Below are 24199 nucleotides of genomic sequence, written 5' to 3'. Positions count from 1 at the left end.
CAAGACCAATAAATCTTTCCACCCCCCACCATGCGGTGAGAAGTCATATCCAGTATTAGACCCAGTTTCCCAGGCTTATCCCAGAGTCAAGGGCAGGTTACTCACGTGTTACTCACCCGTTCGCCACTAATCCACCCAGCAAGCTGGGCTTCATCGTTCGACTTGCATGTGTTAAGCACGCCGCCAGCGTTCATCCTGAGCCAGGATCAAACTCTCCGTAAAAAACAAAAAGCACTCGAGAACCATCACCACCAGCGGAAAACCAGCAGCAACAACCCCCAAGCTCATCCCGGCAACCACCACCCACCACACGGGGGTGCAATGAAGTGATGGCAACCAAATAATCAAATACTTGGCATCAACAAACTTGGCACACTATTGAGTTCTCAAACAACAGGCTTGTGATAACTCTTCCCGAGGTTCTCGATTTCTTCGAGCTGTTTTCTCGTCTTTCGTTATCCAGCGATTTTCAATCTTAGACCGCGTTCTTCGTGGCTGTCAAATCGGCTGAACCGTTGATTTCCATGAAGTTGTGGTCTGTCCCGATCCTCGACCGGCCCCTTACCGTAGCACTTGTGAGCGCGACAGTCCAGGGTCTGAATTCTCAGTTCGGGGTTGGCCGCCGATGTTCCCGCTTCCGCGGCTGGCGACTCGAGAAACTATACACACACTTTTCGGAGGGTGCCAAATCGGCCGTCCGGCTCTGTCGGATGCGTCCGGTCAGGGGCGACAGTGAGGTGTCCGGAGTGCCGAAGAGGGCCGGAATCTCGCGGTTCTTGCGATGATGCCGACCCTCTTCGGGCTGTGCTGCCGCGCGCTGCCACCGTGCACAGAGGTGGAGGTCACCGCAGATCTTTCCGTGTGGTGCTGGTCACCTCTGGAGGTCGACCATGGCCATCTTCTTCTTGCCTCTGCGGACCAACAGGTACCGGCCGTGCAGCGCCTGGTCTGGTCCGAAGGTCGCCTCGACGTCACTGACCTTGATGTTGTTCACCGACGCGCCGCCGTCCCCCACCGTGCGGCGAGCATCCGAGTTGGAGGTGGCCAGCTTCGTGGCGACCAGCAGATCCACGATGCCGACGGGGCCGGCTGCACCCAATCCCGGGGCCGCCGTCGGGAGTTCCGCCGTGGCTGAGGCCAAGGTGGACTCGTCGATGCCGGCCAGGTCTCCGCCGCCGAAGATGGCTGCCGATGCGTCGACCACCTTCTGCGTGGCATCTTCGCCGTGCACCAGGGAGGTGACCTCCCAGGCCAGCGTCTTCTGGGCCTCGCGCCGGAACGGCTCAGCCTCGACCTTGGCCGCCAGCTCTTCGATCCGGTCCCGGTGCAGGAAGGTGAAGACCTTGAGCCGGGCGACCACGTCCTCATCCGAGGTGTTGAGCCAGAACTGGTAGAACGTGTACGGCGAGCACAGCTTCGGATCCAACCAGATGGCGTTGCCCTCCGACTTGCCGAACTTGGTGCCGTCCGCATTGGTGATCAGCGGTGTACCGATGGCGTGGGCAGCGACGCCCTCCACCTTGCGGATCAGGTCCGTGCCAGAGGTCAGATTGCCCCACTGGTCCGATCCACCGGTCTGCAGGATGCACCCGTGCTCGCGGTACAGGTTCAGGAAGTCCATCCCCTGCAGCACCTGGTAGGAGAATTCGGTGTAGGAGATGCCCTCGTCCGAATTCAGCCGTTTGGCGACCGTCTCCTTCTTGATCATGGTGCCCACTCGGTAGTACTTGCCGACCTCCCGCAGGAAGTCCAGTGCACTCATCGGGGCGGTCCAGTCCAGGTTGTTGACCATGCGCGCTGCATTGTCGCCGTCGAAGGAGAGGAAGCGCTCGATCTGGCCGCGCAGGTAGCCGACCCACTCGTTCACCCTCTCCTTGGGGTTGAGCACCCGCTCGGCGGTCTCCTTCGGATCGCCGATCAGACCGGTGGAACCCCCGACCAGCCCCAGCGGACGGTGGCCGGCCAGCTGAAGCCGACGCAGCACCAGGATCTGGACCAGGTTGCCCAGGTGCAGGGACGGGGCGGTGGGATCGAAGCCGCAGTAATAGGTGACCGGGTCACCAGCGAGCAGCTCCTCGAGAGCCTGCTCGTCCGTGGAGACATGGACCAGTCCGCGCCACTTGAGCTCCTGCCAGATGTTGGCGAAGGACGGGTCATTGGACTGGGTGGCCAGCACCGGGTTCACCGGGCTGGAGGTCGAGGCATCAGAAACGGTGGTCACGAAGCGAACCTATCAGGCGTCCGAGCCGGATTCCGCCTCATGGACGGGGTGTTGCACAGGTGCCCTTGGGCAGAGATCACTCGGTGGGGGTCAGCCCGTCAGGCAGGCCACCTGTACACAGTACGCGCAAGGTCTGCGTGGCCCGTGTCATGGCCACATAGAGGTCACCGACCAGCCCGCCCGCCTCCTCCACCAGAACGACAGGGTCCACGATCACCACGGCGTCGAACTCCAGCCCCTTGGCCTCAGCCGCAGTGGTGACGACGATGTCCTGCCCCGCTCCCCCGCTGCCTGAGCCCACCCGTTCTCCGTACGTGCTCGTGAGCAGGGTGGCCACCGCGACCTCACGACCACGAGGGACGATCACGGCCAGCAGTCCCCCATCGATGCGTCCCAGGTCCTCCCGAACCCCGTCAGCCAGACCATTCTCCAGTTCCGACTCCGCCAGGCACCGGATGATCGGCTCCCACTCGCCCTCACGCACCGCCTGTGGAGTGGAGACCCGCAGTCCAGCAGCCTGGGCGACCTGTGCCGCCAGAGTGGTGATCCGCGACGGGGTCCGGTAGTTGACGGTGAGCTCCACCAGCTCGTAGCGGGACCCGGTGAACGGCTCCAACGCTGACCGCCACGAAGCGGCTCCGGCAGCCGACGAGGCCTGAGCGATGTCCCCGACGATCGTGAAGGACTTCATCGGGCAGCGCCGGAACAGCAGGCGCCATTGCATGGGTGAGAGCTCTTGGGCCTCATCCACCACCACATGGCCGTAGGTCCAGGTGCGATCAGTGGAGGCACGTTCGGCCGCCGAGACCCACCGTTCAGTGGCCTGGTTGGCCTCCATCAGCTCTTCAGCGGTGATGGAACCGTCGACGCCGATCTCCTCCAGCGCGGCGTTGACGTTCTGCAGGGTGGCCTCAGCATTGGCCAGGTCCCGCTTGCGCTGAGCCTCCAGCGCGGCCTGGGTCCGCTCAGCGCTGGGGTCCAGATCACCCAACAGCTCGGCGGCCTCGTCCAGCAGCGGCACGTCGGCCTCGGTCCACGGGGCATCCGCGTCACGGATCAGCAGGGACCGTTCGGCCTCCGTCAGCTGCGGTGCCGCGGCGGCCAACAGGTCCGGCCGAGCGAACAAGTCCGAGAGCAGCTTCTGGGGTGTCAGGGGCATCCAGCACAGGTTCAGGGCCACCCGCACATCGCGTGCACTGCGCACGTCCTCGGCCAGATAGGACCGATCAGCCGTATTGCCAGTGCCGGATGAGGCCTCCAGCTCCTCGCGCAGCTGATCGGTCAGCTCGCGCAACAGGATCTTGACAAAGGTGGCCCGGGCCTCGTTGTGCGGCTTGCCGGTGGCGCGGGCTCGGTCCCTGGCGCGCTTGACCTGGTTCGGACGCAGCGTCAGAGGCGTCCCGCCGACCATCATCCGACGCTTGCCCTGGGGCAGGCGCTGCCGACCGGCAACGGCGGCCGCGATGATCTGTGCCATCTCCAACCGCCCCTTGATCTCGGCCACCCGGCGGTCATGCTCGGCCACCGCCTTCACCCCGGGCATCAGCCGACCCAGCGAGGACATGACCACGCCGGTCTCCCCCAGAGACGGCAGCACACGGTCGATGTACCGCATGAAGGACTGCGACGGGCCCACGAGCAGCACGCCGGCCGACTTCAGCCGGTCCCGGTGGGTGTACAGCAGGTACGCGGCCCGGTGCAGTGCCACGGCGGTCTTGCCCGTGCCCGGACCGCCCTGGACCACCAGCACGCCCTTGAGGGGTGACCGGATGATGGCGTCCTGCTCGGACTGGATGGTGGCGACGATGTCACCCATCCGTCCCGTTCGCTTGGCGGTCACGGCAGCCAGCAGGGCCCCGGAGCCGTGGGTCTGATGAGCGCCGTCCTCCAGCAGAGTGGCGTCCAGGATGTCGTCCTCGAGGTCCACGACGGTGCGCCCTCGCAGCATCAGGTGCCGGCGCAGCCGTACGCCCAGGCGCTGGTGCGCGGTGGCCTGATAGAACGCGCCCGCCTCCGGTGCACGCCAGTCCACCATCAGCCGGTGCTGGTCCTCATCGGTCAGACCGATGCGGCCGATGTACCGTTCATCCCCGCTGTCCAGGTCCAATCGGCCGAACACCAGCCGGTCGTCCACCGCATAGAGCTGTGCCAGACGGTCCTCGTAGAGAGAGGCGAAGGCGTCCCGCTCGGACATGTTCTGCAACGACCCCTGCGCGCCAGACTTCCGGACGCGTGCCAGCTGCTGCTCCTTCTCAGCACGCAGCTCGTCCAGCCGGGTGTAGAGCCCGGCGACGTACGCACGCTCATGCTCCAGGTCGTCGTGTTGGACAGGAACCACATCAGTCATGCTCAGCGTGCCCTCGGCTCACCCTCGGTTCGGACGCCGACGCTCCACATCCCCCTCTGCTGGAGAGGTCTTGGACCGCCGGTACGAATGACCATCCATGGTACAGCGACCTCGGTGAACCGGACGTTACGAAGGTCAGCTCTGGACGGTTCCGGGACGGCGCCGCGCAGCTGCCGCCCGGTAGGGAGAGACGCTGGGCTCCCCCGGGTGCCAGAACCGCCAGGGGAACTCGCCGCTCCCTCCCGCACCGGAGACTCCGGTGCGGGGCCCGGTCAAGGTGCCTGGCCGTCGTCGGGAACGGACTCCGCTCAGCCACACTCCGTCCGGGAGCGGAACGCCCTCGGTGACCGAGGGAGCCGGGCCTGAGAGCAGGACGGTGCCGTCGTCCCCGGCGCCCAGGCCCAACGCCTGGGCCAGCCGTGCCGGACCTGAGGCCAGCTTGGGGCCCGGGAGGGCACCACGGCGCCCGACGGCGGCGTCCACTCCCGCGGTCACCTCGCCGGCGCGCAGCAGGACCGCCGAGCTGGTCCCTGGGGTCCCGCAGACGATGTTGGCGCACCAGTGCATGCCGTAGGTGAAGTAGCAGTACAGATGCCCCGCCGGGCCGAACATGGTGGCGTTGCGCGCGGTCTGCCCACGGTAGGCATGTGACCCAGGGTCGCGTTCGCCTTCGTAGGCCTCGACCTCGGTGATCCGGACCGTGACCAGCTGACCGCTGCGGGCCACCGAGAGCGTGGCACCGAGCAGCAGTGGGGCGGCGTGAAGCGCGCCTCGCTCCAGGGTCTGCATCCACTGGGGACGGTCTGCCCCAGCAGGGTCGGCATTCACTGTCCTGCGGGGACCTCACCCAGGAGCGGAGGCGCCGAGGCGTAGTCACGCAGGGGCGCCAGCTGCTGCTGGAGTTCGGCCAGCTGGGCCTGGACTGCTTCCGGCGCGGTGCCGCCCTGCGAGCTGCGCGAGTTCAGCGACCCCTCCGTGGACAGGACCGTGCGGACCTCGGGTGTCAGGTGGGGCGAGATGGCGGAGTAGTCATCGTCGCTCAGGTCCCAGAGCTCCACGCCCCGGGACTCGGCCACCTTGACGGCCTCGCCGGAGAGCTCGTGGGCCTCCCGGAAGGGAACCCCCTGCCGGACCAGCCACTCGGCGATGTCCGTGGCCAGCGCGAAGCCCTGCGGGGCCAGTTCGGCCATCCGTTCGGTGTTGAAGCGCAGGGTGGCGATCATCCCTGACACCGCCGGCAGCAGCAGCTCCAAGGTGTCCGCGGCGTCGAACACCGGCTCCTTGTCCTCCTGCAGGTCCCGGTTGTAGGCCAGCGGCAGTCCCTTGAGGGTGGCCAGCAGCCCGGTGAGATCTCCGATCAGCCGCCCCGCCTTGCCACGCGCCAGTTCCGCCACATCCGGATTCTTCTTCTGCGGCATGATCGAGGATCCCGTGGAGTAGGCATCATCCAGGGTGACGAACGAGGCCTCCTTGGTGGCCCAGAAGATGATCTCCTCGCTGATCCGGGACAGGTCCACCCCGGTCATGGAGGCCACCCAGGCGAACTCTGCGTAGACGTCACGCGAGGCCGTGCCGTCGATCGAGTTCCAGGCCGCCGAGTCGAACCCCAGGTCCGCGGCCACGGCGTTGGGATCCAGGCCCAGCGAGGACCCGGCGAGTGCCCCGGAGCCGTAGGGCGAGACCGCCGCGCGCCGGTCCCAGTCGACGAAGCGCTGCAGGTCCCGCACGAACGCCCAGGCATGCGCCAACAGGTGATGGCTCAGCAGCACGGGCTGGGCGTGCTGGAGGTGGGTGCGTCCGGGCATGGGCGCGTACGGGTGAGCTTCGGCCTGGCCGATCAGGGCATCCACGGTGTCCACCAGTCCGGCGGCGATCAGCCGTGCGTGGTCACGCAGGAACATTCGTCCCAGGGTGGCGATCTGGTCGTTGCGTGACCGCCCTGCACGCAGCTTCCCGCCGAGCCCGGGGCCTGCACGCTCGATCAGTCCCCGTTCCAGGGAGCCATGGACGTCTTCATCGGACTCGGCGGCCACGTAGGCCCCCGAGACCACATCGGCCTCGAGCCGGTCCAGAGCACGCAGCATCCCGGACAGCTCCTGCTCATCCAGCAGGCCGGCGGCGTGCAGGACCCGGGCGTGGGCCCGCGATCCGGCGATGTCATACCTGGCCAGGCGCCAGTCGAAGTCCGTGGACTTGCTCAGCGCCGCCAGGGCATCCGCCGGACCGCCGGCGAACCGACCGCCCCACAGCGAGCCCTCATTCGTACCGTGCCTCGGGGCACTCTGGTGGGTGGCGTCGTCGTGGTTGCTCATGCGGTGCTCTCTCCCGTTCCTGCTCTCCGTGCCTGCTGCCGTGCTGCGTCTGGGCCGCCGGGCTCAGTCCTGCCGGGACAGGGGTGCGACGTCGTCTAGCGACTCCAGGCCCTGCACCCGCTGATCGCGCTCGGTGGCGACCTTGGAGGACAAGCCGAAGATGTCGATGAAGCCACGGGCCGAGGACTGGTCGAAGGCATCGCCGGTGTCGTAGGTGGCCAGGTTGAAGTCGTACAGCGACGTGTCCGAACGGCGTCCCTGGACGGTCGCACGGCCGCCGTGCAGCTCCATGCGGATGTCGCCCGAGACGTACTTCTGGGACTCGTCGATAAACGCATCCAGGTTCTTCTTCAGCGGCGAGAACCACTGGCCGTCGTACACCAGCTCGGTCCAGCGCTGGTCCACGGTCTTCTTGAACCTGGCCTGCTCCCGCTCCAGCGTGATGTTCTCCAGCTCGCGGTGCGCGGCCATCAGGGCCATGGCGCCCGGAGCCTCGTAGATCTCCCGGGACTTGATGCCGACCAGGCGGTCCTCGACGATGTCGATCCGGCCGATCCCCTGCACGCCGGCACGGCGGTTCAGCTCTTCGATGATCTGCAGCGGCGACAGAGAGCGGCCATCCAGTGCCGTGGGCACGCCCTGGTCGAAGGTGATGGTCACCACGTCCGGCGCCGGCGGGAAGGCCGGGTCATCGGTGTAGTCGTACACGTCCTTGGTGGGGCCGTTCCAGATGTCCTCCAGGAATCCGGTCTCCACAGCACGGCCCCAGACGTTCTGGTCGATGGAGAAGGGGTTCTTCTTCGTGGTGGCGATGGGGAGGTTGTTGCGCTCGGCATAGTCGATCGCCTTGTCCCGGGTCAGCGCCAGGTCGCGAACCGGGGCGATGCACTTCAGGTCCGGGCCCAACGTCTGGATGCCGACCTCGAAACGGACCTGGTCGTTGCCCTTCCCGGTGCAGCCGTGGGAGACGGTGGAGGCACCGAACTGGCGTGCGGCGGCGACCAGGTGGCGCACGATCACCGGACGAGAGATCGCCGAGACCAACGGGTACGCGTCCATGTACAGGCCGTTCGCCTTGAGCGTGGGCATGCAGTACTGCTCGGCGAACTCGTCGCGCGCGTCGGCGACATAGGCCTCGACCGCACCGCAGTCCAGTGCGCGCTGACGCACTGTCTCCAGTGACTCACCACCCTGTCCCACGTCCACGGCCACCGCGATGACCTCAGCACCGGTGGCCTCGGCGATCCAGCCGATGGCCACGGAGGTGTCCAGTCCGCCCGAGTAGGCCAGGACGATCCGTTCCTTGGTGGTGGGTGTAGCTGTCATTGCTGCCTCCTGCATACATGGGGCGGGGTGTCCATCCGGTCGGTTCGGCGGTCACCACGGTCTGTCAGAGCGTGTCTATGCAACACTCTACATATTTATGCAGACGGAAGCGACCCCCTGCCCTACGCTGAAGACATGAGCGAGCAGACACCTCCCCCGCTGACCGATGAGCAGATCGAGTTCCTGAACTCCGTCTTCGACATGGCCCGCGACGGGCGCACCGACGAGGTGACCTCCGTCATCGACCAGGGCATCCCCGTGGACCTCACCGACCACAAGGGCGACACCCTGCTCATCCTGGCGACCTACAACGGACACCCGGACCTGGTGCTCGAGCTGCTGAAGCGCGGAGCGGATGTGCACCGGGTGAACGCTCGCGGGCAGTCCGCGCTGACCTGCGCCGTCTTCGTCCAGGACGAGCGGTCCACCCGCGCCCTCCTGGAGGCAGGTGCCGATCCGGACGCCGGCGCTCAGAGCCCCCGGGCCGTCGTCGAGATGTTCGGTCTGGACGCCATGCGCGCCCTGCTGGACCACCGCCGGGAATCCTCGGAATGACCCACGCCAGCAGTGGTGTGATCCGATTCACAGAAATCTCCCAGCGTCGAAAGATCACGGAACGATTACGGCGAGATCACGCGGATGACACGAAGTGATGCACGTCACTGAACGGCGTACGGCGCGTCGAGTGGCACCGATCCCGCTTGACGTGACCTGCTCGATGTTATTCACTGTTCCCGCACCCGCTTTGTGATCTTTTCGTGATCTAGGGTGTCTGCGGAACTCCCCCACCTGCACCGTCCCCCGGGAGTTCTGCGCCGTGTACTTCTTCACGGACGGCGGACGGTGCTGCACGGACGGCCGGGGACGGCTCGAGCAGAGGTGGGCCGAAACCAACTACGTCTCATGAAGCACACCGCGAACAAGACCATCGTCCGCCGCTCCGCCGCTGGCCTCGCCGGCGTCGCCCTGGCCGGCGCAGGCCTGGCCGCCGTGGCCACCCCCGCCACCGCCGCACCGACCTCCACCTGGGACGCCCTGGCACAGTGCGAGTCCACCGGCAACTGGTCCATCAACACCGGCAACGGCTACTACGGCGGTCTGCAGTTCTCGCTGTCCACCTGGCGCGCCTTCGGCGGCTCGGGCATGCCGCACCACGCCTCCAAGGCTGAGCAGATCCGCGTTGCCGAGAACACCCTGGCCGGCCAGGGCTGGGGCGCCTGGCCCGCATGCTCGGCCAAGCTGGGCCTGTACGGCAAGCCCGCTCAGACCAAGGTGACCACCGCTCCGATCGAGCGCACCGCACAGGTCAAGAAGACTGCTCCTGTGCAGAAGGCCGCTCCGGTGCAGAAGGCTGCCCCGGTCAAGAAGGCCGCTCCGGTGCAGAAGGCTGCCCCGGTCAAGAAGGCCGCTCCGGTGCAGAAGGCTGCCCCGGTCAAGCAGGCCGCCCCGGTCAAGAAGGCCGCTCCTGTCCAGCAGGCCGCCCCGGTCAAGAAGGCTGCCCCGGTCCAGCAGGCTGCCCCGAAGCGTGCAGCCGTGGTGTCCCCCACCGTGGAGCGCTCCGGTGAGACCATCACCGTCAAGCCCGGCGACACCCTGTCGAAGCTGGCTGAGGCCCACAACATCGAGGGCGGCTGGCAGGTCCTGCACGGTGCCAACAAGGACACCGTGGCCAACCCGCACCTGATCTTCGTCGGCCAGACCCTGCACCTGCCGGCCAACTGATCATCGGCACTGCCGCGCGGCATAGCCACACACCCAACGCGCCGGATGGGGAGTTCTCCCCATCCGGCGCGTTGTCGTTATCGAGCAGGTTCCCGTTAGGCTGATTCCGACCACCGAACAACACACTGAACATGAAAGTCAGAGGGGATTCATGACCATCACCGCTGTTCGCACCCGCCGCCTGGCCGGCATCACTGCCCTGGGCACCGTCACCGCACTGGCACTGTCCGCCTGCGGCTCCTCCGTGCCCAAGCTCGAGGAGGTCTGGCCGGAGGTGCGCGAGGGCATCCAGAATGCCTCGTCGGTGAAGATCGTGGGTGAGATGGATCAGGACGGCCAGAATGTCAGCCTGGACATGGCCGGACAGACCGACGACTCCTCGTTCGGAGGCAAGGTCACCGCAGACGGCATCTCCATGGAGCTGGTGGGCAACAAGGAGTTCACCTACATCAAGCCGGACGCCGCCTTCTGGGAGCAGCAGGGTGCCGCCGCCATGCAGGAGATGGCCGGCGACAAGTGGATCGAATCCCCTGCTGACATCGGAATGAACATGTCCTCGTTCTACGAGGGCTTCCGTGATGAGAGCCCCGAGGCCGATGAGTTCGCTGACACCGAGTACACCTCGGAGGAGGTCGAGCACAACGGCCAGCAGGTCTACAAGTACACCGGCACCGACAAGGACTCCGGGGATCCGATCGTGGTGATGATCAACAAGGACAACCAGCTCGTCCGCATCGAGAGCCAGGGTGACTCCGAGGACTCCGGCATCGGGGCCATCGACTTCTCCGAGTGGAACGCCGTCGAGCCGTTCGAGATGCCTGCCGATGAGGAGATCTTCTCCATCCCGGGCATGTGATGCTCCGCCGGTCCAGCCGGCACCAGAACCGCCGACGGCGGGCACCCAGCTGGGGTGCCCGCCGTCGTCATGTCTGTGTACTGTGGTCGCCTCACCCGGCCAGTTCCAGGAAGGTCCCGGCCACCGCCGCCCCGCCGTCAGGCGCTCGTGCCACGACCATGATGGTGTCATCACCGGCGATGGTGCCCAGCACATCGCCCATCCGCGCCTGGTCCACCGCGCTGGCCAGGAACTGAGCCGCACCCGGCGGGGTGCGCAGGATGACCAGGTTGGCGCTGGCCTCGGCAGAGATGAGCAGGTCCCGGCACAGGCCGGCCAATCGGGACAGTGCGCTCTCGGAGGTCCGGTAGGTGGAGGACTCCTGGCCCACCGGCCCTTCCGGGGGCACCGCATACACCAGTTGCCCTGCCTCCGAACGTACACGTGAGGCGCCGATCTCCACGAGATCACGCGAGAGCGTCCCCTGGGTCACCGAGACGCCCCGCGCCTGCAGGACCTCCAGCAGCTGCCCCTGGCTGTGGATCTCTCCGGAGTCCAGCACTTCACGGATGGCCGCCTGGCGGGCTGTCTTGGTCGAGGGCACGGTCATCGACCGTCACCTGCCTCCGGTGGGACGGCGAGCCCGGAGCGGTACAGCAGCCAGGCCATGAGTGCCTTCTGCGCGTGCAGCCGGTTCTCGGCCTCGTCGAACACCACGGACTGCGGGCCGTCGATGACCTCGGCTGCCACCTCCAGTCCGCGGTAGGCGGGCAGGCAGTGCAGGAAGATGGCATCCGACGCTGCCAGGGCCATGGCAGCCTCATCGACCGCATAGTGCTTGAAGAGGACCTGGCGCTCTTCCTTCTCCTCTTCCTGCCCCATGGAGATCCAGGTGTCGGTCACGACGACGTCCGCTCCGGTGAGTGCCTCCGTGGAGTCCTCGGTGATCAGCACTGACCCGCCGGTCTCGCCAGCCCGTTCCTGTGCAGCGGACACCACGGACTCGGCGGGCAGGTAGCCAGCCGGCCCGGCGATGCGCACGTGCATCCCGGCAGTCACGCCGGCCAACAGATACGAGTTGGCCATGTTGTTGGCGGCGTCGCCCAGGTACGTCATGGTCAGGCCCTCAGTCCGGCCCTTGTGCTCCCGGATGGTCAGCAGGTCCGCCAGCAGCTGGCAGGGGTGATAGTCATCCGACAGGGCGTTGATGACAGGGACCCGCGCGTGCTGGGCCATCTCCTCCAGGCCCGACTGGGCATAGGTGCGCCAGATGATCAGGGAGACCATCCGCTCCAGGACCCGGGCCGTGTCCGAGATCGTCTCCTTGTGCCCCAGTTGAGACTCACCGGGGTTGACGATCAGCGGCTGCCCACCCAGGTCAGCGAGGCCGGCGGCGAAGGACACCCGGGTGCGCGTGGAGGTCTTGTCGAAGAACACGATGCCGGTCTGCGGTCCGGCCAGCGGCCGGTGCAGCCAGCGGTCGGCCTTCATCTGCTCCGCCAGGTCCAACACCTCGGACTGCTCGGCGGGTGTCAGGTCGGTGTCCACCAGGAAGTGGCGGATGGGGGTGCTTCCAGAGTTCGGTGTGGAGTTCACGGTGTCCGGTCCTGTCGGTGAGAGTCGGTCGGGGCGGGCGATGAGGGTGAGCCCGCGAGTGCTTCACGCACCAGCTCCGGCAGCTCCTGGACGAATCGCTCCGCCTCATCGCGGGAGAGGATCAGCGGCGGTGCGAGCCGCAGGGTCTGCGGCCCCGTTGCGTTGAGGATCCAGCCGTGCTCCACGCCGCACCTGACCACGGAAGGTGCCAGGCCGCCGTCGGGAACGCTGTGCCGGTCTGCTGGCACGGCGAGCTCGATGCCGATCAGCAGGCCGTACTGGCGCACCGCGCGGACCTCCGGCAGTACGCGAAGCTGCCCTGCCAGGTGGGCGCCGAGCATCTGCGCATGGGTGAGCAGATGCTCGGCCTCGATGGTCGCGATCACGGCCAGTCCGGCGGCGGTGGCCAGAGGATTGCCGCCGAAGGTGGTTCCGTGCTGGCCGGGGGTGAGCAGCCCGGAGACGTGGGGGCCGAAGCTGATCAGCGCGCCGATCGGGACGCCCCCGCCCAGCCCCTTGGCCAGGGTCATGGCGTCCGGCAGGACCGGGGCATCCTGACCGGTGACGGCCGGGTTCTGATGGGCGAACCAGGTGCCGGTGCGGCCCATGCCCGACTGCACCTCGTCGAAGATCAGCAGTGACCCGTGACGATCGCACAGATCCCGTGCGCCCTGCAGGTAGCCGGCGGGCCATCCGTGCACCCCCGACTCGCCCTGGACCGGCTCGATGACCACGGCGGCCACCGTCTCGTCCATGGCCCGGGTCAGCGCGTCCAGGTCCCCGGCGGGCAGGTGCTCCACGCCGCCCGGCAGGGGCTCGAAGGGCCTGCGGTACTGCTCCTTGAAGGTCAGTGCCAGCGCCCCCATAGTCCGTCCGTGGAAACTGTGCTCCAGCGCCAGGATCCGGGTGCGACGTCCGCTGGGGTCCTCCCCGCCATGCCGCCGGGCCAGCTTGAACACCGCCTCGTTGGCCTCCGTCCCGGAGTTGGCGAAGAACACGGTGGATCCGGCCGGCGCCTGAGCCAGCTCGAGCAGGCGTTCGGCCAGGGCGATCTGCGGCGGCGAGGTGAACAGGTTGGAGATGTGACCCAACGTGCCCAGCTGCTCGGTGACCGCCTGGATTAGCCGAGGGTGGGCATGGCCCAGCACGTTCACGGCGATCCCGGCCAACAGGTCGGTGTAGGCCTGGCCGTCCGCGTCCCAGACGGTGGCGCCCTCGCCCCGGACCAGGACCCGTGAGGGCTGACCGAACACCCCCGTGAGGGACGCCCGGTAGCGGTCCAGCAGGTCGGCCCCGGTGGAGTCCGGGGTGACTGCGTTGACAGCGGTTGAGTCGTTCATGACTGCTCCTCCGGAAGCACCTGGGTGCCCACACCGGCGGTGGTGAAGACCTCCAGCAGCATCGAGTGCGGGGCGCGGCCGTCCACGATGTGGGCCTGCGGGACGCCGCGATCCACGGCGTGCAGACACGCAGACATCTTGGGGATCATCCCGGACTGCAGGGTGGGCAACAGCTCCCGCAGCCGGTCAGCCGTGATGGAGGAGACCAGTGAGTCCCGATCCGGCCAGTTCGCATACAGCCCCTCCACGTCCGTGAGCACCACGAGCTTGGACGCTCCGATGGCGGCGGCCAGGGCTGCGGCGGCGGTGTCCGCATTGACGTTGAGCACCGATCCGGTGGGCTGTCCGTCCGCATCCACTTCCGGGGCCACCGAGGAGACCACGGGGATGCGTCCGTTGTCCACCAGGTCACGGATGGCGGCGGGGTTCACCCCGGTCACCTCACCCACCAGTCCCAGGTCCACGGCCACCCCGTCCACCTCGGTCCCGGTGCGCTCAGCCTGGAACAGGGCTGCGTCCTCGCCGGAGAGTCCCACAGCGTAGGGTCCGTGGGAGTTGATCAGGCCCACGAGCTCACGCCCGACCTGCCCGGTCAGCACCATCCGCACCACGTCCATGGCCTCTTCGGTGGTGACCCGCAGTCCGCCCTGGAACTCGGAGGCGATGCCCAGCCGGTCCAGCATGGTGTTGATCTGGGGTCCCCCGCCGTGCACCACCACGGGGTGGATGCCGCAGTGGTGCAGGAGGACGATGTCCTCGGCGAAGGCCTGGCGCAGCTCCTCCGAGACCATGGCGTTGCCGCCGTACTTGATCACCATGGTGGTCCCGGCGAACCGCTGGATCCACGGCAGGGCCTCGATCAGGACTTCGGCCTTCGCCGTGGCGCGCGTGTGCTCGATCATGGGTTCCTCTCGCTCAGCTGGAGTAGGCCGAGTTCTCATGCACGTAGTCGTGCGTGAGGTCGTTGGTCCAGATGGTCGCCTCGGCGTCACCGGCGTGCAGGTCGATCTCCACGGTGACCTCGCGCCCGGACAGGTCCACCAGGTTCCGGTCCTCCCCCACTCCGGCAGCCCGGCAGACCTGGATCCCGTTGAAGGTCACATCGATCGCGTAGGCGTCGAAGGGAGCCACGTCCTCCGGGACGGTCCCCACGGCGGAGATGACCCTGCCCCAGTTGGGATCCTGGCCGAACACGGCGGTCTTGAACAGGTTCGAGCGGGACACCGCCCTGGCCACGGCCTCGGCGGCCTCCTCGGTGCTGGCGTTGACCACGCGGATGGTGATCTCGTGCGCAGCGCCTTCGGCGTCCGCGATCAGCTGCCGTGCCAGGTCCTCGCACACGGCACGCAGCCCCTCCTGGAACTCCGCCGGCTCCGGAGCGGCCCCGGAGGCGCCGGAGGACATCAGGACCACGGTGTCGTTGGTGGACATGCAGCCATCCGAGTCCGCGCGGTTCAAGGTGGTCCGCACGGCCTCCCGCAGAGCGGCGTCCAGCTGTTGCGGCGCCACCACGGCGTCGGTGGTGATCACACAGAGCATGGTGGCCATGCCGGGGGCCAGCATGCCGGCACCCTTGGCCATTGCGCCGATCGTGTAGCCCGGCCCCTGGTGCTCGGAGGTCTTCGGCACGGTGTCCGTGGTCATGATGGCCTCGGCCGCGTCCGCCCCACCGTCCGCGCTGAGCTTCCCGACGGCGTCACTCACCCCCGGCAGCAGCCTCTCCATGGGCAGCGGCAGACCGATCAGTCCAGTGGAGCACACCACGACATCCCCCGCGGAGACGCCCAGCTGCTGCGCGGCATGTTCGGCGGTGGCGTGGGTGTCCTGGAAGCCGGGGTGACCGGTGGCCGCGTTGGCTCCTCCGGAGTTGAGCACCACGGCGTCCACGCGCCCGTCGGTGAGCACCTGACGTGACCACAGCACGGGGGCGGCGGCCACCCGGTTGGTGGTGAACACGGCGGCCGCATGGCGGTCCGGACCATCGTTCACGACGACGGCCACATCCGGCTTGCCGGAGTCCTTCAGTCCTGCGGTGGTTCCGGAGGCCCGGAATCCCTGGGGCACGGTGACGCTCATGGTGCGGTTCCTTGCTGGGTCAGCCCGGCCTGCTCTGACAGGCCGAGGGCGATGTTCATGGACTGGATGGCTCCGCCGGCGGTGCCCTTGGTGAGGTTGTCCAGCGCGGCAGTGACGATCACCCGGCCGGCGTGCTCGTCCACGGCCAGCTGCATCACCACGTGGTTTGAGCCGAGCACGGCCTTGGTGGTGGGCCACTGTCCCTCCGGCAGCAGATGGACGAACTCCTCCTGGGCGTAGGCGTCCTGCCAGGCCTGACGGATCGCAACCGGGTCCGTTCCGGGAACGTACCGAGCGGTGGCCGTGGCCAGGATCCCCCGTGCCATCGGCGCCAGGGTGGGGGTGAAGGAGATCGTCACCGGCTGGCCGGCGGCCTGACTCAGGCCCTGCTCGATCTCCGGGGTGTGGCGGTGTCCTCCGCCGACACCGTAAGGGCTCATCCCGCCCATCACCTCACTGCCGAGCAGGTGGGGCTTGACCGACTTGCCGGCCCCGGAGGTGCCGGAGGCGGCCACGATCACCACGTCCTGCGGTTCCAGCACGTCTGCCGAGAACCCCGGCGTCAAGGCCAGCAGGGCCGTCGTCGGGTAGCAGCCGGGGACGGCGATGCGGCGGGCACCGGCCAGCCGTTCGCGCTGGCCCGGCAGCTCCGGCAGGCCATAGGGCCAGGTGCCGGCATGGTCGGTGCCGTAGAACCGCTCCCAGGCCTCAGCGGACTCGAGCCGATGGTCAGCGCCGGCATCGATCACCAGGGTGTCCGGCGAGCGTTCGGCGATCTGGGCGGCCAGGGCGCCGCTGGCTCCGTGGGGCAGGGCCAGGAAGACCACGTCGTGCCCGGCGAGGGCCTCGGCGGTGGTGTCCTGAAGGACACGGTCCGCCAAGGAGTGCAGGTGCGGCTGCAGTGCCCCCAGGCGCTCGCCGGCGTTGGAGTGGGCGGTGATGGCACCGATGGTCACGTCCGGGTGGGCGGTGAGCAGGCGCAGCACCTCACCCCCGGCGTATCCGCTGGCTCCTGAGACGGCGACTGTGATGCTCATGCCGCCATCCTACGGCATTCATGCAGTGGTTGGAATATTTATGCATAGTGAGACCCGGTGGCGACTACAGTGGACCCATGACCGAGAACCTCCCGCAGACCCATCACGCCGTGACGATCGACCAGCCTGGCGGGCCGGACGGACTGACCTGGTCCGAGGTGCCCGCTCCCCAGCCCGGCCCCGGACAGGTCCTGGTGCGCACCGCGGCGGCCGGACTGAACTTCATCGAGACCTACCAGCGCTCCGGGGTGTATGACGTGGACTACCCGTTCACGCCGGGCTCAGAGGGATCGGGCACCGTGGTGGCACTGGGCGAAGGCGTGGAGGGCGTGGAGGTGGGCGACCGGGTGGCCACCGCCGCCGGAACGGGCACCTACGCCGAGCACTTCGTGGCACCGGCCGAGCAGCTGCTGCCCGTTCCGGAGCAGATGGACCTGCAGCAGGCCGCAGCCGTCCCTCTGCAGGGCATGACCGCGCACTACCTGTGCCGTTCCACCGTGGAGGTGGGGCCGGACCACACGGTGCTGATCCACGCGGGCGCCGGCGGGGTGGGCCTGCTGCTGACCCAGCTCTGCGTTTCCCTGGGGGCCACCGTCATCACCACTGCCTCGACCGAGGCCAAGCGCGAACTCTCCCGTCAGGCCGGCGCCGCCCACGTGCTGGAGTACGAGGGCTTCGCCGAGAAGGTGCGCGAGCTGACCGATGGCCAGGGTGTGGACGTGGTCTATGACGGCGTGGGCAAGGACACCTTCGACGCTTCCCTGGAGTCCTTGCGCGTGCGGGGCACCCTGGTGCTCTTCGGCGGATCCTCCGGGCAGGTTCCGCCCTTCGACCTGCAGCGCCTCAACGGGGCCGGCGCCCTCTACGTGACCCGGCCGTCACTGGCGTTCTACACCCGCACTGCCGAGGAGACGGCATGGCGGGCCGGGGAGCTGTTCGAGGCGATCGCCGCCGGGACCCTGGACCTGAGGATCGGCGCGCAGCACCCCCTGGCCGAGGCCGGACGGGCCCACGCAGATCTGGAGGAGAGGAAGACCACAGGCAAGGTGCTGCTGGTTCCCTGAGATACTGACAGGTGGAGATCGGACGCCGTGCCCGGTCAGCGTGGTCATCGAAAGCAGGACTGACATCGTCGTGAGCGCTCCCCACCTTCCCCAGTTCCCGGCCTCCCACCTCGCCCCACCGGCGCGGACCCTGATCGACATCCTCACCGCCAGCGCCGAACAGCACCCGGAGGCCCCTGCGCTGGATGACGGCGAGACGGTGCTCTCCTACGCCGAGCTGCTGGACGAGGTCAAGGCCACCGCCCGCACGTTGCATCTGCGCGGGCTCGGGGCCGGGGATCGGATCGGCATCCGGATCCGCTCCGGCACGGTGGAGCTCTACGTCTCCATCCTCGCCACCCTGTACGTCGGCGCGGCCTATGTCCCCGTGGACGCCGATGACCCGGACGAGCGGGCCAGGTTGGTGTTCACCGAGGCTCGGGTGGCCGGCGTGCTGGAGAGCGAGGGGAAGATCCGCACGGACCAGCGCCGTCCCGCTCCCCATCCCTCGCCGCGTCCGCCCGCACCGGAGGACGACGCGTGGATCATCTTCACCTCCGGCTCCACCGGCACCCCCAAGGGCGTGGCGGTGACCCACCGCAACGCGGCTGCATTCGTGGACGCCGAGGCCCGGATCTTCCTCCAACAGGAGCCGTTGGGCCCGGGAGACCGGGTGCTGGCCGGGCTCTCCGTGGCGTTCGACGCCTCCTGTGAGGAGATGTGGCTGGCCTGGCGGCACGGCGCCTGCCTGGTCCCAGCCCCCCGCTCCCTGGTCCGCTCGGGCATGGACCTGGGTCCCTGGCTGGTCTCCCGGTCGGTCAACGTGGTCTCCACCGTCCCCACGCTGGCCGCGCTGTGGCCCCCTGAAGCTCTAGAGAACGTGCGTCTGCTGATCTTCGGCGGCGAGGCCTGCCCCCCAGAGCTCGCCGCGCGCCTGGCCGAGGAGGACCGCGAGCTGTGGAACACCTACGGCCCCACGGAGGCCACCGTGGTGGCCTGCGCGGCCCCGATGGACGGGATCGGACCCATCCGGATCGGGCTGCCTCTGGACGGCTGGGACCTGGCCGTGGTGGACCCGGCCACCGGGATCCCGGTCGAGCAGGGGGCCACCGGCGAGCTGATCATCGGCGGTGTGGGGCTGGCCCGGTATCTGGACCCGGCCAAGGACGCGGAGAAGTACGCCCCGTTCCCCTCCCTGGGGTGGGAGCGGGCCTACCGCTCGGGCGACCTGGTGGTCTATGACCCCGAGGGCCTGCTGTTCGTCGGCCGTGCCGATGAGCAGGTCAAGCTCGGTGGACGCCGGATCGAGCTCGGCGAGGTGGACACTGCCCTGCAGGCCCTGCCCGGGGTGGCCGGCGGTGCCGCGGCGGTGAAGACCACCCCGGCCGGCACCCAGCTGCTGGTGGGCTACCTCGGAGTGCCGGAGGGCTCCCCCGAGCCGGACCTGACGGCGTTGCGGGCCGAGCTGGAGCGCGTGCTGCCGGCCGCGCTGGTGCCGCGCCTGGCCGTCGTCGAGACCCTGCCCACCAAGACGTCCGGCAAGGTGGACCGCGACGCCCTGCCCTGGCCCCTGCCCGGCATGGGCGGGGGTTCCGGCACGGCAGATCCCGACGGCGGCCTGCCCCTTCCCGAGGACACGCCCGGTGGGTGGGTGCTCGCCCAATGGCGCGATGTGCTCGGCGCACCACCGGCAGATCTGGACAGCGACTTCTTCTCCTCCGGCGGCGGCTCACTGGCCGCGGCCCAGCTGGTCTCCCGGCTGCGCACCCGCCACCCCATGGTGACGGTGCGGGACGTGTACGCCCACCCGCGCGCCGGCGCCCTGGTGGAGGCGGTCACGGGCGACACGGCCGACGGGTCCGGCCAGCCGCAGGAGCCGGTGGAGCCACGCCCGGTGGTCCGCACCGCTCGCAAGGCCCAGGTGTTCCAGACTCTGATGGGCATTCCGCTGTTCATCCTGGTGGCGATGCGCTGGGTGGTCTATCTCTCCGCCGCGTCCAATCTGGCCGCCGCCTGGGGCATCCTGCCGGAAGCTCCCACGGTCTCCTGGTGGTGGGTGCTGGCCGGGTGGCTGGTCTTCGTCTCCCCTCCCGGTCGGATGCTGCTCTCCGTGGCCGCCGCGCGGCTGCTGCTCAAGGAAGTGGGGCCCGGCTCCTATCCGCGCTCGGGGAAGGTCCATCTGCGGCTCTGGCTGGCCCAGCACATCGCAGACCTGGTGGACCCCGTGTCCCTGGGCAGTGCCCTGTGGGTCCCCACCTATGCGCGTCTGCTCGGCGCCCGAATCGGGACCGGAGTGGATCTGCACTCAGTGCCTCCCGTCACGGGTCTGCTGGAGCTGGGCGACCATTCCTCGGTGGAGCCGGAAGTGGACCTGTCCGGCTACTGGATCGACGGCGACGTGGTGCACATCGGGCCCGTCAGCATCGGTGAGGGGGCCGTCGTCGGGTCCCGCTCCACCCTGATGCCCGGCGCCAGCATCGGGGACGGGACCATCATCCAACCCGGCTCCACCGTGACCGGCAAGACCAAGTCCGGCGTGGACTACGCCGGCTCCCCCGTGAAGCGCCGCGGCAAGGCCAAGGCCGAGGGACCGAACATCGCCCCTCCGAAGGCCACCGGCTGGCTGGTGCTCTCCGGACTGGGCTCGGGGGTGCTGGCCCTGCTTCCGGTGCTGGCCGCAGTGCTGGCCGCCCTGGTGGGACTGTGGTCTCTGACCTGGTGGCCGGACTGGTCCGCCGATCCGGCCCTGAGCACCGCCCCGGGCACCCTGTTCGGTTCGGCCTGGCGCCTGCTGCTGGTCTCCCCGCTGATGGCGCTGGTGTGGTTCGGGGCCAATATGGCCTTCACTGTGGTGACCGTCCGACTGCTCGCGGTGGGGGTCACCCCCGGCCACCACGCCGTGCGGTCCCGGGTGGGCTGGCAGGTCTGGGCCACCGAACGCATCCTGGACACCGCCCGGGACCTGCTCTTCCCGCTCTACGCCGGCCGGTTCACCCCGGTCTGGCTGCGCTGGCTCGGTGCTCGCGTGGGTCAGAACGTGGAGGCCTCCACCGTGATCCTGCAGCCCTCGTTGACCGAGATCGGTGACGGCGCGTTCCTGGCTGATGACACCATGGTCGGCTCCTACTCTCTGGCGGGCGGCTGGATGTACGTGGACGAGGTCAAGGTCGGCAAGCGCTCGTTCGTGGGCAACTCCGGCATGGTCGCGGCCGGACGCAAGGTCTCCAAGAACTCCCTGGTGGCGGTGCTCTCGGCCGCCCCCAAGAAGTCCAAGGCCGGGTCCTCCTGGCTGGGCTCACCCCCGGTGCGCCTGCGCCGGACCGAGGTGGACGCGGACGATGCCCTGACCTACGCCCCGCCGGCCCATCTGAAGCGGGCGCGCACCGCCTGGGAGTGCCTGCGCATGGTGCCCGTGTGGGTCTCCGTGGTGATCGCCCTGGGTGTGGCGCTGGCCCTGGACGGGCTGGCGCAGCTCGGCGGCGGCTCTTCCGGTCCGTCCGGTGACCCCGGCGTCGGTGCGGATCCGGGAGGCTGGTGGCTGGCCGCCCTGCTCGGCGGTGCCGTGCTGATGGTGGCCGGAGCGGTGGCCGCCGGGTCCTCCGTGGTGGCCAAGAAGCTGCTGATGGGACGCATCCAGCCCGGGGAGCACCCGCTGTGGAGCTCGTTCATCTGGCGCAACGAGGTGGTGGACACCTTCATCGAGATGGTCTCTGCACCCTGGTTCGGCCGCGCCGCCTCCGGCACGCCGTCCCTGGTGTGGTGGCTCAGGGCGCTGGGAGCGCAGATCGGCCACGGCGTGTGGTGCGAGTCCTACTGGCTGCCGGAGGCCGATCTGGTCCACCTGGGCGACTCCTCCACGGTCAACCGTGGCTGCGTGGTCCAGACCCACCTCTTCCACGACCGCGTGATGTCCCTAGACACCGTGGTGCTGGAACCGGGTTCCACGCTCGGCCCCAACTCGGTGATCCTGCCGGCCGCCGGGATCGGCGAGTCCGGCACCGTGGGCGCCGGGTCCCTGGTGATGCGCGGCGAGTTCGTCCCGCCCCACTCCTGGTGGATCGGCAACCCGGTAGGACCCTGGAAGGGGCCCAAGGTGAAGGGACGCCAGGCGGCGATCGAACGCCTGGAGAGACGAGAACAGAAGGAGCAGGAGCAACAGGAACAGGTGAGACCATGACTCCCCGCAGCGCCAGCGCCGGCACCACCGCCGGACCCGCCACCCACGGCTCGCACGGCCACTCCCCCGCCCTGCCGGACCCCTACACCCCGGGCAACGGCACCCCGGACTACACGGTGCGTCACTATGAGCTGGACGTGGAGGTCAAGCTGGCCGCCAATCGGATCTCCGGGCGGGCCCTGCTGCACGGCACCGTCCAGCACGCCACGCGGCGGATCGAGCTGGATCTGCACACCCCGCTGCGTCCCGGGACGGTCACCGCCCGTTCCTCAGCGGGCACCGTGCGGGTCCAGAAGGCCGTCAAGCGACGGGATCGACTGGTGATCGAGCTCTCCACGGAGCTGCCGGCCGGGACGGACCTGGACCTGGAGATCCCCTACTCCGGCACCCCCACCTTCCGCCGGGGCACCTGGGGTGAGGTCGGCTGGGAGGAGCTGACCGACGGCGTCCTGGTGGCCGCCCAGCCCAACGGCGCCAGCACCTGGTTCCCGTGCGTGGACCACCCCTCGGTGAAGTCCACCTACCGCTTCAGCATCACCACGGACGCGGGCTACCTGGCGGTGTGCAACGGGGTTCCGTCCGGTCACCGGCGCCGCTCCTCGCGCGAGCAGTGGGACTGGGAGCTGACCGCTCCGGTCCCGGCGTACCTGGCCACGGTCCAGATCGGCCGGTACCAGCTCACCGAGCTCTCCGCGGGGTCCCGACGACGACCCCTCACGCCCCAGCGTCAGGTCGCCTCACCGGTGTTCATGGCGGTCAGCCCGGCGCTCAAGCGCCAGGCCCAGGGGGCGCTGGCCCTGCAGAACGAGATGATGGCCTGCTTCGAGCGGCACTACGGTCCCTACCCCTATGAGCGGTACACGGCGGTGGTGACCGATGACGCCTTGGAGATCCCCCTGGAGTCGGCTTCGCTGTCCATCTTCGGGGCCAATCATCTGGACGGGACGTGGGCCTCGGAGCGGCTGATCGCCCACGAGCTGGCGCACCAGTGGTTCGGCAATGCCCTGACCGTACGGCAGTGGAAGGACATCTGGCTGCACGAGGGCTTCGCCTGCTACAGCGAATGGGTCTGGAGTGCCGACTCGGCCCACGCCACGCTCCGGGAGCAGGCGCAGACCGCCTGGCGCAGGCTGGCCGCCCAGCCCCAGGATCTGGTGCTGACCGATCCCGGCGCCCAGCTGATGTTCGACGATCGGATCTACAAGCGCGGCGCCCTGGCCCTGTACGCCCTGCGGTGCACGGTGGGTGCCGAGCTGTTCGACGCCCTGCTGCGGGCCTGGGTGCAGGAACATCTGCACGGAAGTGTGGACACGGAGATGTTCCTGTCCTGTGCCGAGCGTTTCCTCTCCACGGCAGGCATCCCGGAGGGGCGGGTCCGCGAGGTCATGCACCCCTGGCTGTTCGTGAAGGCCCTGCCCGGCTTCCCGGAGGACCTCAGCCCACGCTGAGCAGGACGACCGCTCCGACCTGGCCTTCCGGCAGCTCCCCGCCGGGCCAGTCGGTGCCCAGCACCACCACGGCCTCCGGGTGATCGGGGACCTCGAGTCTGAGTCCGCCCGTGGCAGGGTCGGTCCGGGCCACCGTCAACTCGGACGGGTCGGCCCGGAATCCGGTGCCCAGTGCCTTGACCACGGCCTCCTTGACGGCCCAGAGGGTGGCGCGGACGGCCGCCTGCTGGCCTTCGGGCAGCCCCGCCACAGCCTGCTGCTCGGCACCGGAGAACCCCACTGAGCTCTCCGCCGGGCCCAGTCCGTCTGCAGTGGCGAAGGCTGGGCCGGTGACCACCTCGATGTCCACTCCGATGCGCCAGCCGGTCTGAGCCGCGTCCGGTTCCAGCCACGCCGTGGCCAGCCAGCCACCGGCCCGGCTGAAGCTGACGCAGGGAACCGGCGTGGCGTCGTCGGGAAGGCCGGTGCCGTGGCGCCTGCGCGCCAGGGAGGTCAGCCGCAGCGAGGGGGTGCCGTGCTGGTCGCTGCCGCACTCCGGGCACTGGTGGACCGCGTCCCAGGTGCCCGGGCGGAACCCGCGCGAGACGGCCAGGAAGTCGAGCGCCTCACGGCGCTGGTCCGGGGTGCGGGGGCCGGTCAGGACCACATGCCAGGACGGAGCCCCCGGCGTGGAGGCTCCGTCCTTCTGCTCGTGGCGATGGTGCCGGTCCGCACTCATG

18 protein-coding genes and 1 rRNA gene are annotated in these 24199 nt (G+C 68.8%); 6 read left to right on the top strand and 13 right to left on the bottom strand.

The genetic code is table 11. The annotated features are described in order from the left end of the window. From BM355_RS02375 to BM355_RS02350, 6 genes are all read right to left on the bottom strand, one after another. Positions 1-222 (bottom strand): 16S ribosomal RNA (locus tag BM355_RS02375); the annotation flags it as partial. Positions 223-871: 649 nt separating this feature from the next. Then, the gene (tyrS, locus tag BM355_RS02370) at positions 872-2221 is read right to left on the bottom strand and encodes a tyrosine--tRNA ligase (RefSeq protein WP_425435581.1); all 1350 of its coding nucleotides are present in this window, start codon (positions 2219-2221) and stop codon (positions 872-874) included. Between the two features lie 76 nt (positions 2222-2297). Then, a complete protein-coding gene (locus tag BM355_RS02365; RefSeq protein ID WP_091693716.1) occupies positions 2298-4568 on the bottom strand; it encodes a HelD family protein in 2271 nt (756 codons plus the stop codon). 135 nt (positions 4569-4703) lie between these two features. Further along, positions 4704-5357 carry a DNA-3-methyladenine glycosylase gene (locus tag BM355_RS02360; RefSeq protein ID WP_091693983.1) on the bottom strand — a complete coding sequence of 218 codons (654 nt, stop codon included), beginning with the start codon at positions 5355-5357 and terminating at the stop codon, positions 4704-4706. Between the two features lie 35 nt (positions 5358-5392). After that, positions 5393-6880 (bottom strand): argininosuccinate lyase, encoded by a 1488-nt coding sequence (gene argH / locus BM355_RS02355; protein ID WP_091693713.1) that lies wholly within the window; start codon positions 6878-6880, stop codon positions 5393-5395. A 63-nt stretch (positions 6881-6943) separates the two neighbouring features. After that, a complete protein-coding gene (locus BM355_RS02350; RefSeq protein ID WP_091693710.1) occupies positions 6944-8206 on the bottom strand; it encodes an argininosuccinate synthase in 1263 nt (420 codons plus the stop codon). A 135-nt stretch (positions 8207-8341) separates the two neighbouring features. Between BM355_RS02350 and BM355_RS02345 the strand changes: the two genes are divergently transcribed. The 3 genes from BM355_RS02345 (at position 8342) to BM355_RS02335 (ending at position 10784) form a co-directional block, all read left to right on the top strand. Continuing rightward, entirely contained in the window at positions 8342-8761 is a 420-nt protein-coding gene (locus BM355_RS02345; RefSeq protein WP_091693707.1) for an ankyrin repeat domain-containing protein, read from the top strand. Between the two features lie 348 nt (positions 8762-9109). Then, complete coding sequence (gene rpf / locus BM355_RS02340; RefSeq protein ID WP_091693703.1) at positions 9110-9928, top strand: resuscitation-promoting factor Rpf; 819 nt, start codon at positions 9110-9112, stop codon at positions 9926-9928. A 151-nt stretch (positions 9929-10079) separates the two neighbouring features. Next, positions 10080-10784 (top strand): hypothetical protein, encoded by a 705-nt coding sequence (locus tag BM355_RS02335; RefSeq protein WP_091693700.1) that lies wholly within the window; start codon positions 10080-10082, stop codon positions 10782-10784. Between the two features lie 91 nt (positions 10785-10875). On the opposite strand, the gene BM355_RS02330 is transcribed toward BM355_RS02335, so the two are convergent. Genes BM355_RS02330 through argC form a run of 6 tightly spaced genes read right to left on the bottom strand, consistent with a single transcriptional unit; the run spans position 10876 to position 16812 of the window. Continuing rightward, positions 10876-11373 carry an arginine repressor gene (locus tag BM355_RS02330; protein WP_091693695.1) on the bottom strand — a complete coding sequence of 166 codons (498 nt, stop codon included), beginning with the start codon at positions 11371-11373 and terminating at the stop codon, positions 10876-10878. Next, on the bottom strand, positions 11370-12359 hold the full coding sequence (gene argF, locus BM355_RS02325; RefSeq protein WP_091693692.1) for an ornithine carbamoyltransferase: 990 nt from the start codon (positions 12357-12359) through the stop codon (positions 11370-11372). The genes BM355_RS02330 and argF overlap by 4 nt, the downstream gene beginning before the upstream one ends. Further along, positions 12356-13699 (bottom strand): acetylornithine transaminase, encoded by a 1344-nt coding sequence (locus BM355_RS02320; protein ID WP_091693689.1) that lies wholly within the window; start codon positions 13697-13699, stop codon positions 12356-12358. Before BM355_RS02320 ends, argF begins: the two co-directional genes overlap by 4 nt. Continuing rightward, on the bottom strand, positions 13696-14601 hold the full coding sequence (gene argB / locus BM355_RS02315) for an acetylglutamate kinase (protein WP_218154294.1): 906 nt from the start codon (positions 14599-14601) through the stop codon (positions 13696-13698). The genes BM355_RS02320 and argB overlap by 4 nt, the downstream gene beginning before the upstream one ends. A 13-nt stretch (positions 14602-14614) precedes the next feature. Beyond that, positions 14615-15775 carry a bifunctional glutamate N-acetyltransferase/amino-acid acetyltransferase ArgJ gene (gene argJ, locus BM355_RS02310; RefSeq protein ID WP_091693683.1) on the bottom strand — a complete coding sequence of 387 codons (1161 nt, stop codon included), beginning with the start codon at positions 15773-15775 and terminating at the stop codon, positions 14615-14617. Continuing rightward, positions 15772-16812 carry an N-acetyl-gamma-glutamyl-phosphate reductase gene (argC, locus tag BM355_RS02305; RefSeq protein WP_091693681.1) on the bottom strand — a complete coding sequence of 347 codons (1041 nt, stop codon included), beginning with the start codon at positions 16810-16812 and terminating at the stop codon, positions 15772-15774. Before argC ends, argJ begins: the two co-directional genes overlap by 4 nt. Before the next feature lie 77 nt (positions 16813-16889). On the opposite strand from argC, the gene BM355_RS02300 reads away from it, so the two are divergent. The 3 genes from BM355_RS02300 (at position 16890) to BM355_RS02290 (ending at position 23480) form a co-directional block, all read left to right on the top strand. Next, positions 16890-17876, top strand: a complete 987-nt coding sequence (locus BM355_RS02300) for a quinone oxidoreductase family protein (protein ID WP_091693678.1) — start codon at positions 16890-16892, stop codon at positions 17874-17876. Between the two features lie 70 nt (positions 17877-17946). Continuing rightward, entirely contained in the window at positions 17947-22032 is a 4086-nt protein-coding gene (locus tag BM355_RS02295) for a Pls/PosA family non-ribosomal peptide synthetase (protein ID WP_245760535.1), read from the top strand. Then, positions 22029-23480 carry a M1 family metallopeptidase gene (locus BM355_RS02290; RefSeq protein ID WP_091693675.1) on the top strand — a complete coding sequence of 484 codons (1452 nt, stop codon included), beginning with the start codon at positions 22029-22031 and terminating at the stop codon, positions 23478-23480. Before BM355_RS02295 ends, BM355_RS02290 begins: the two co-directional genes overlap by 4 nt. Here BM355_RS02290 and BM355_RS02285 read toward each other — a convergent pair. Further along, positions 23467-24198, bottom strand: coding sequence for a 4'-phosphopantetheinyl transferase family protein (locus tag BM355_RS02285; protein WP_091693670.1), 732 nt, complete (start codon positions 24196-24198; stop codon positions 23467-23469). The genes BM355_RS02290 and BM355_RS02285 overlap by 14 nt on opposite strands. Between the last annotated feature and the right edge of the window lies 1 nt (position 24199).

The sequence above is a fragment of the Micrococcus terreus genome (genome assembly GCF_900116905.1).
GTDB classification, from domain to species: Bacteria; Actinomycetota; Actinomycetes; order Actinomycetales; family Micrococcaceae; genus Citricoccus; species Citricoccus terreus.
Note: the sequence above shows the minus strand (reverse complement) of the source record. Positions and strands in the feature narration are given on the sequence as shown.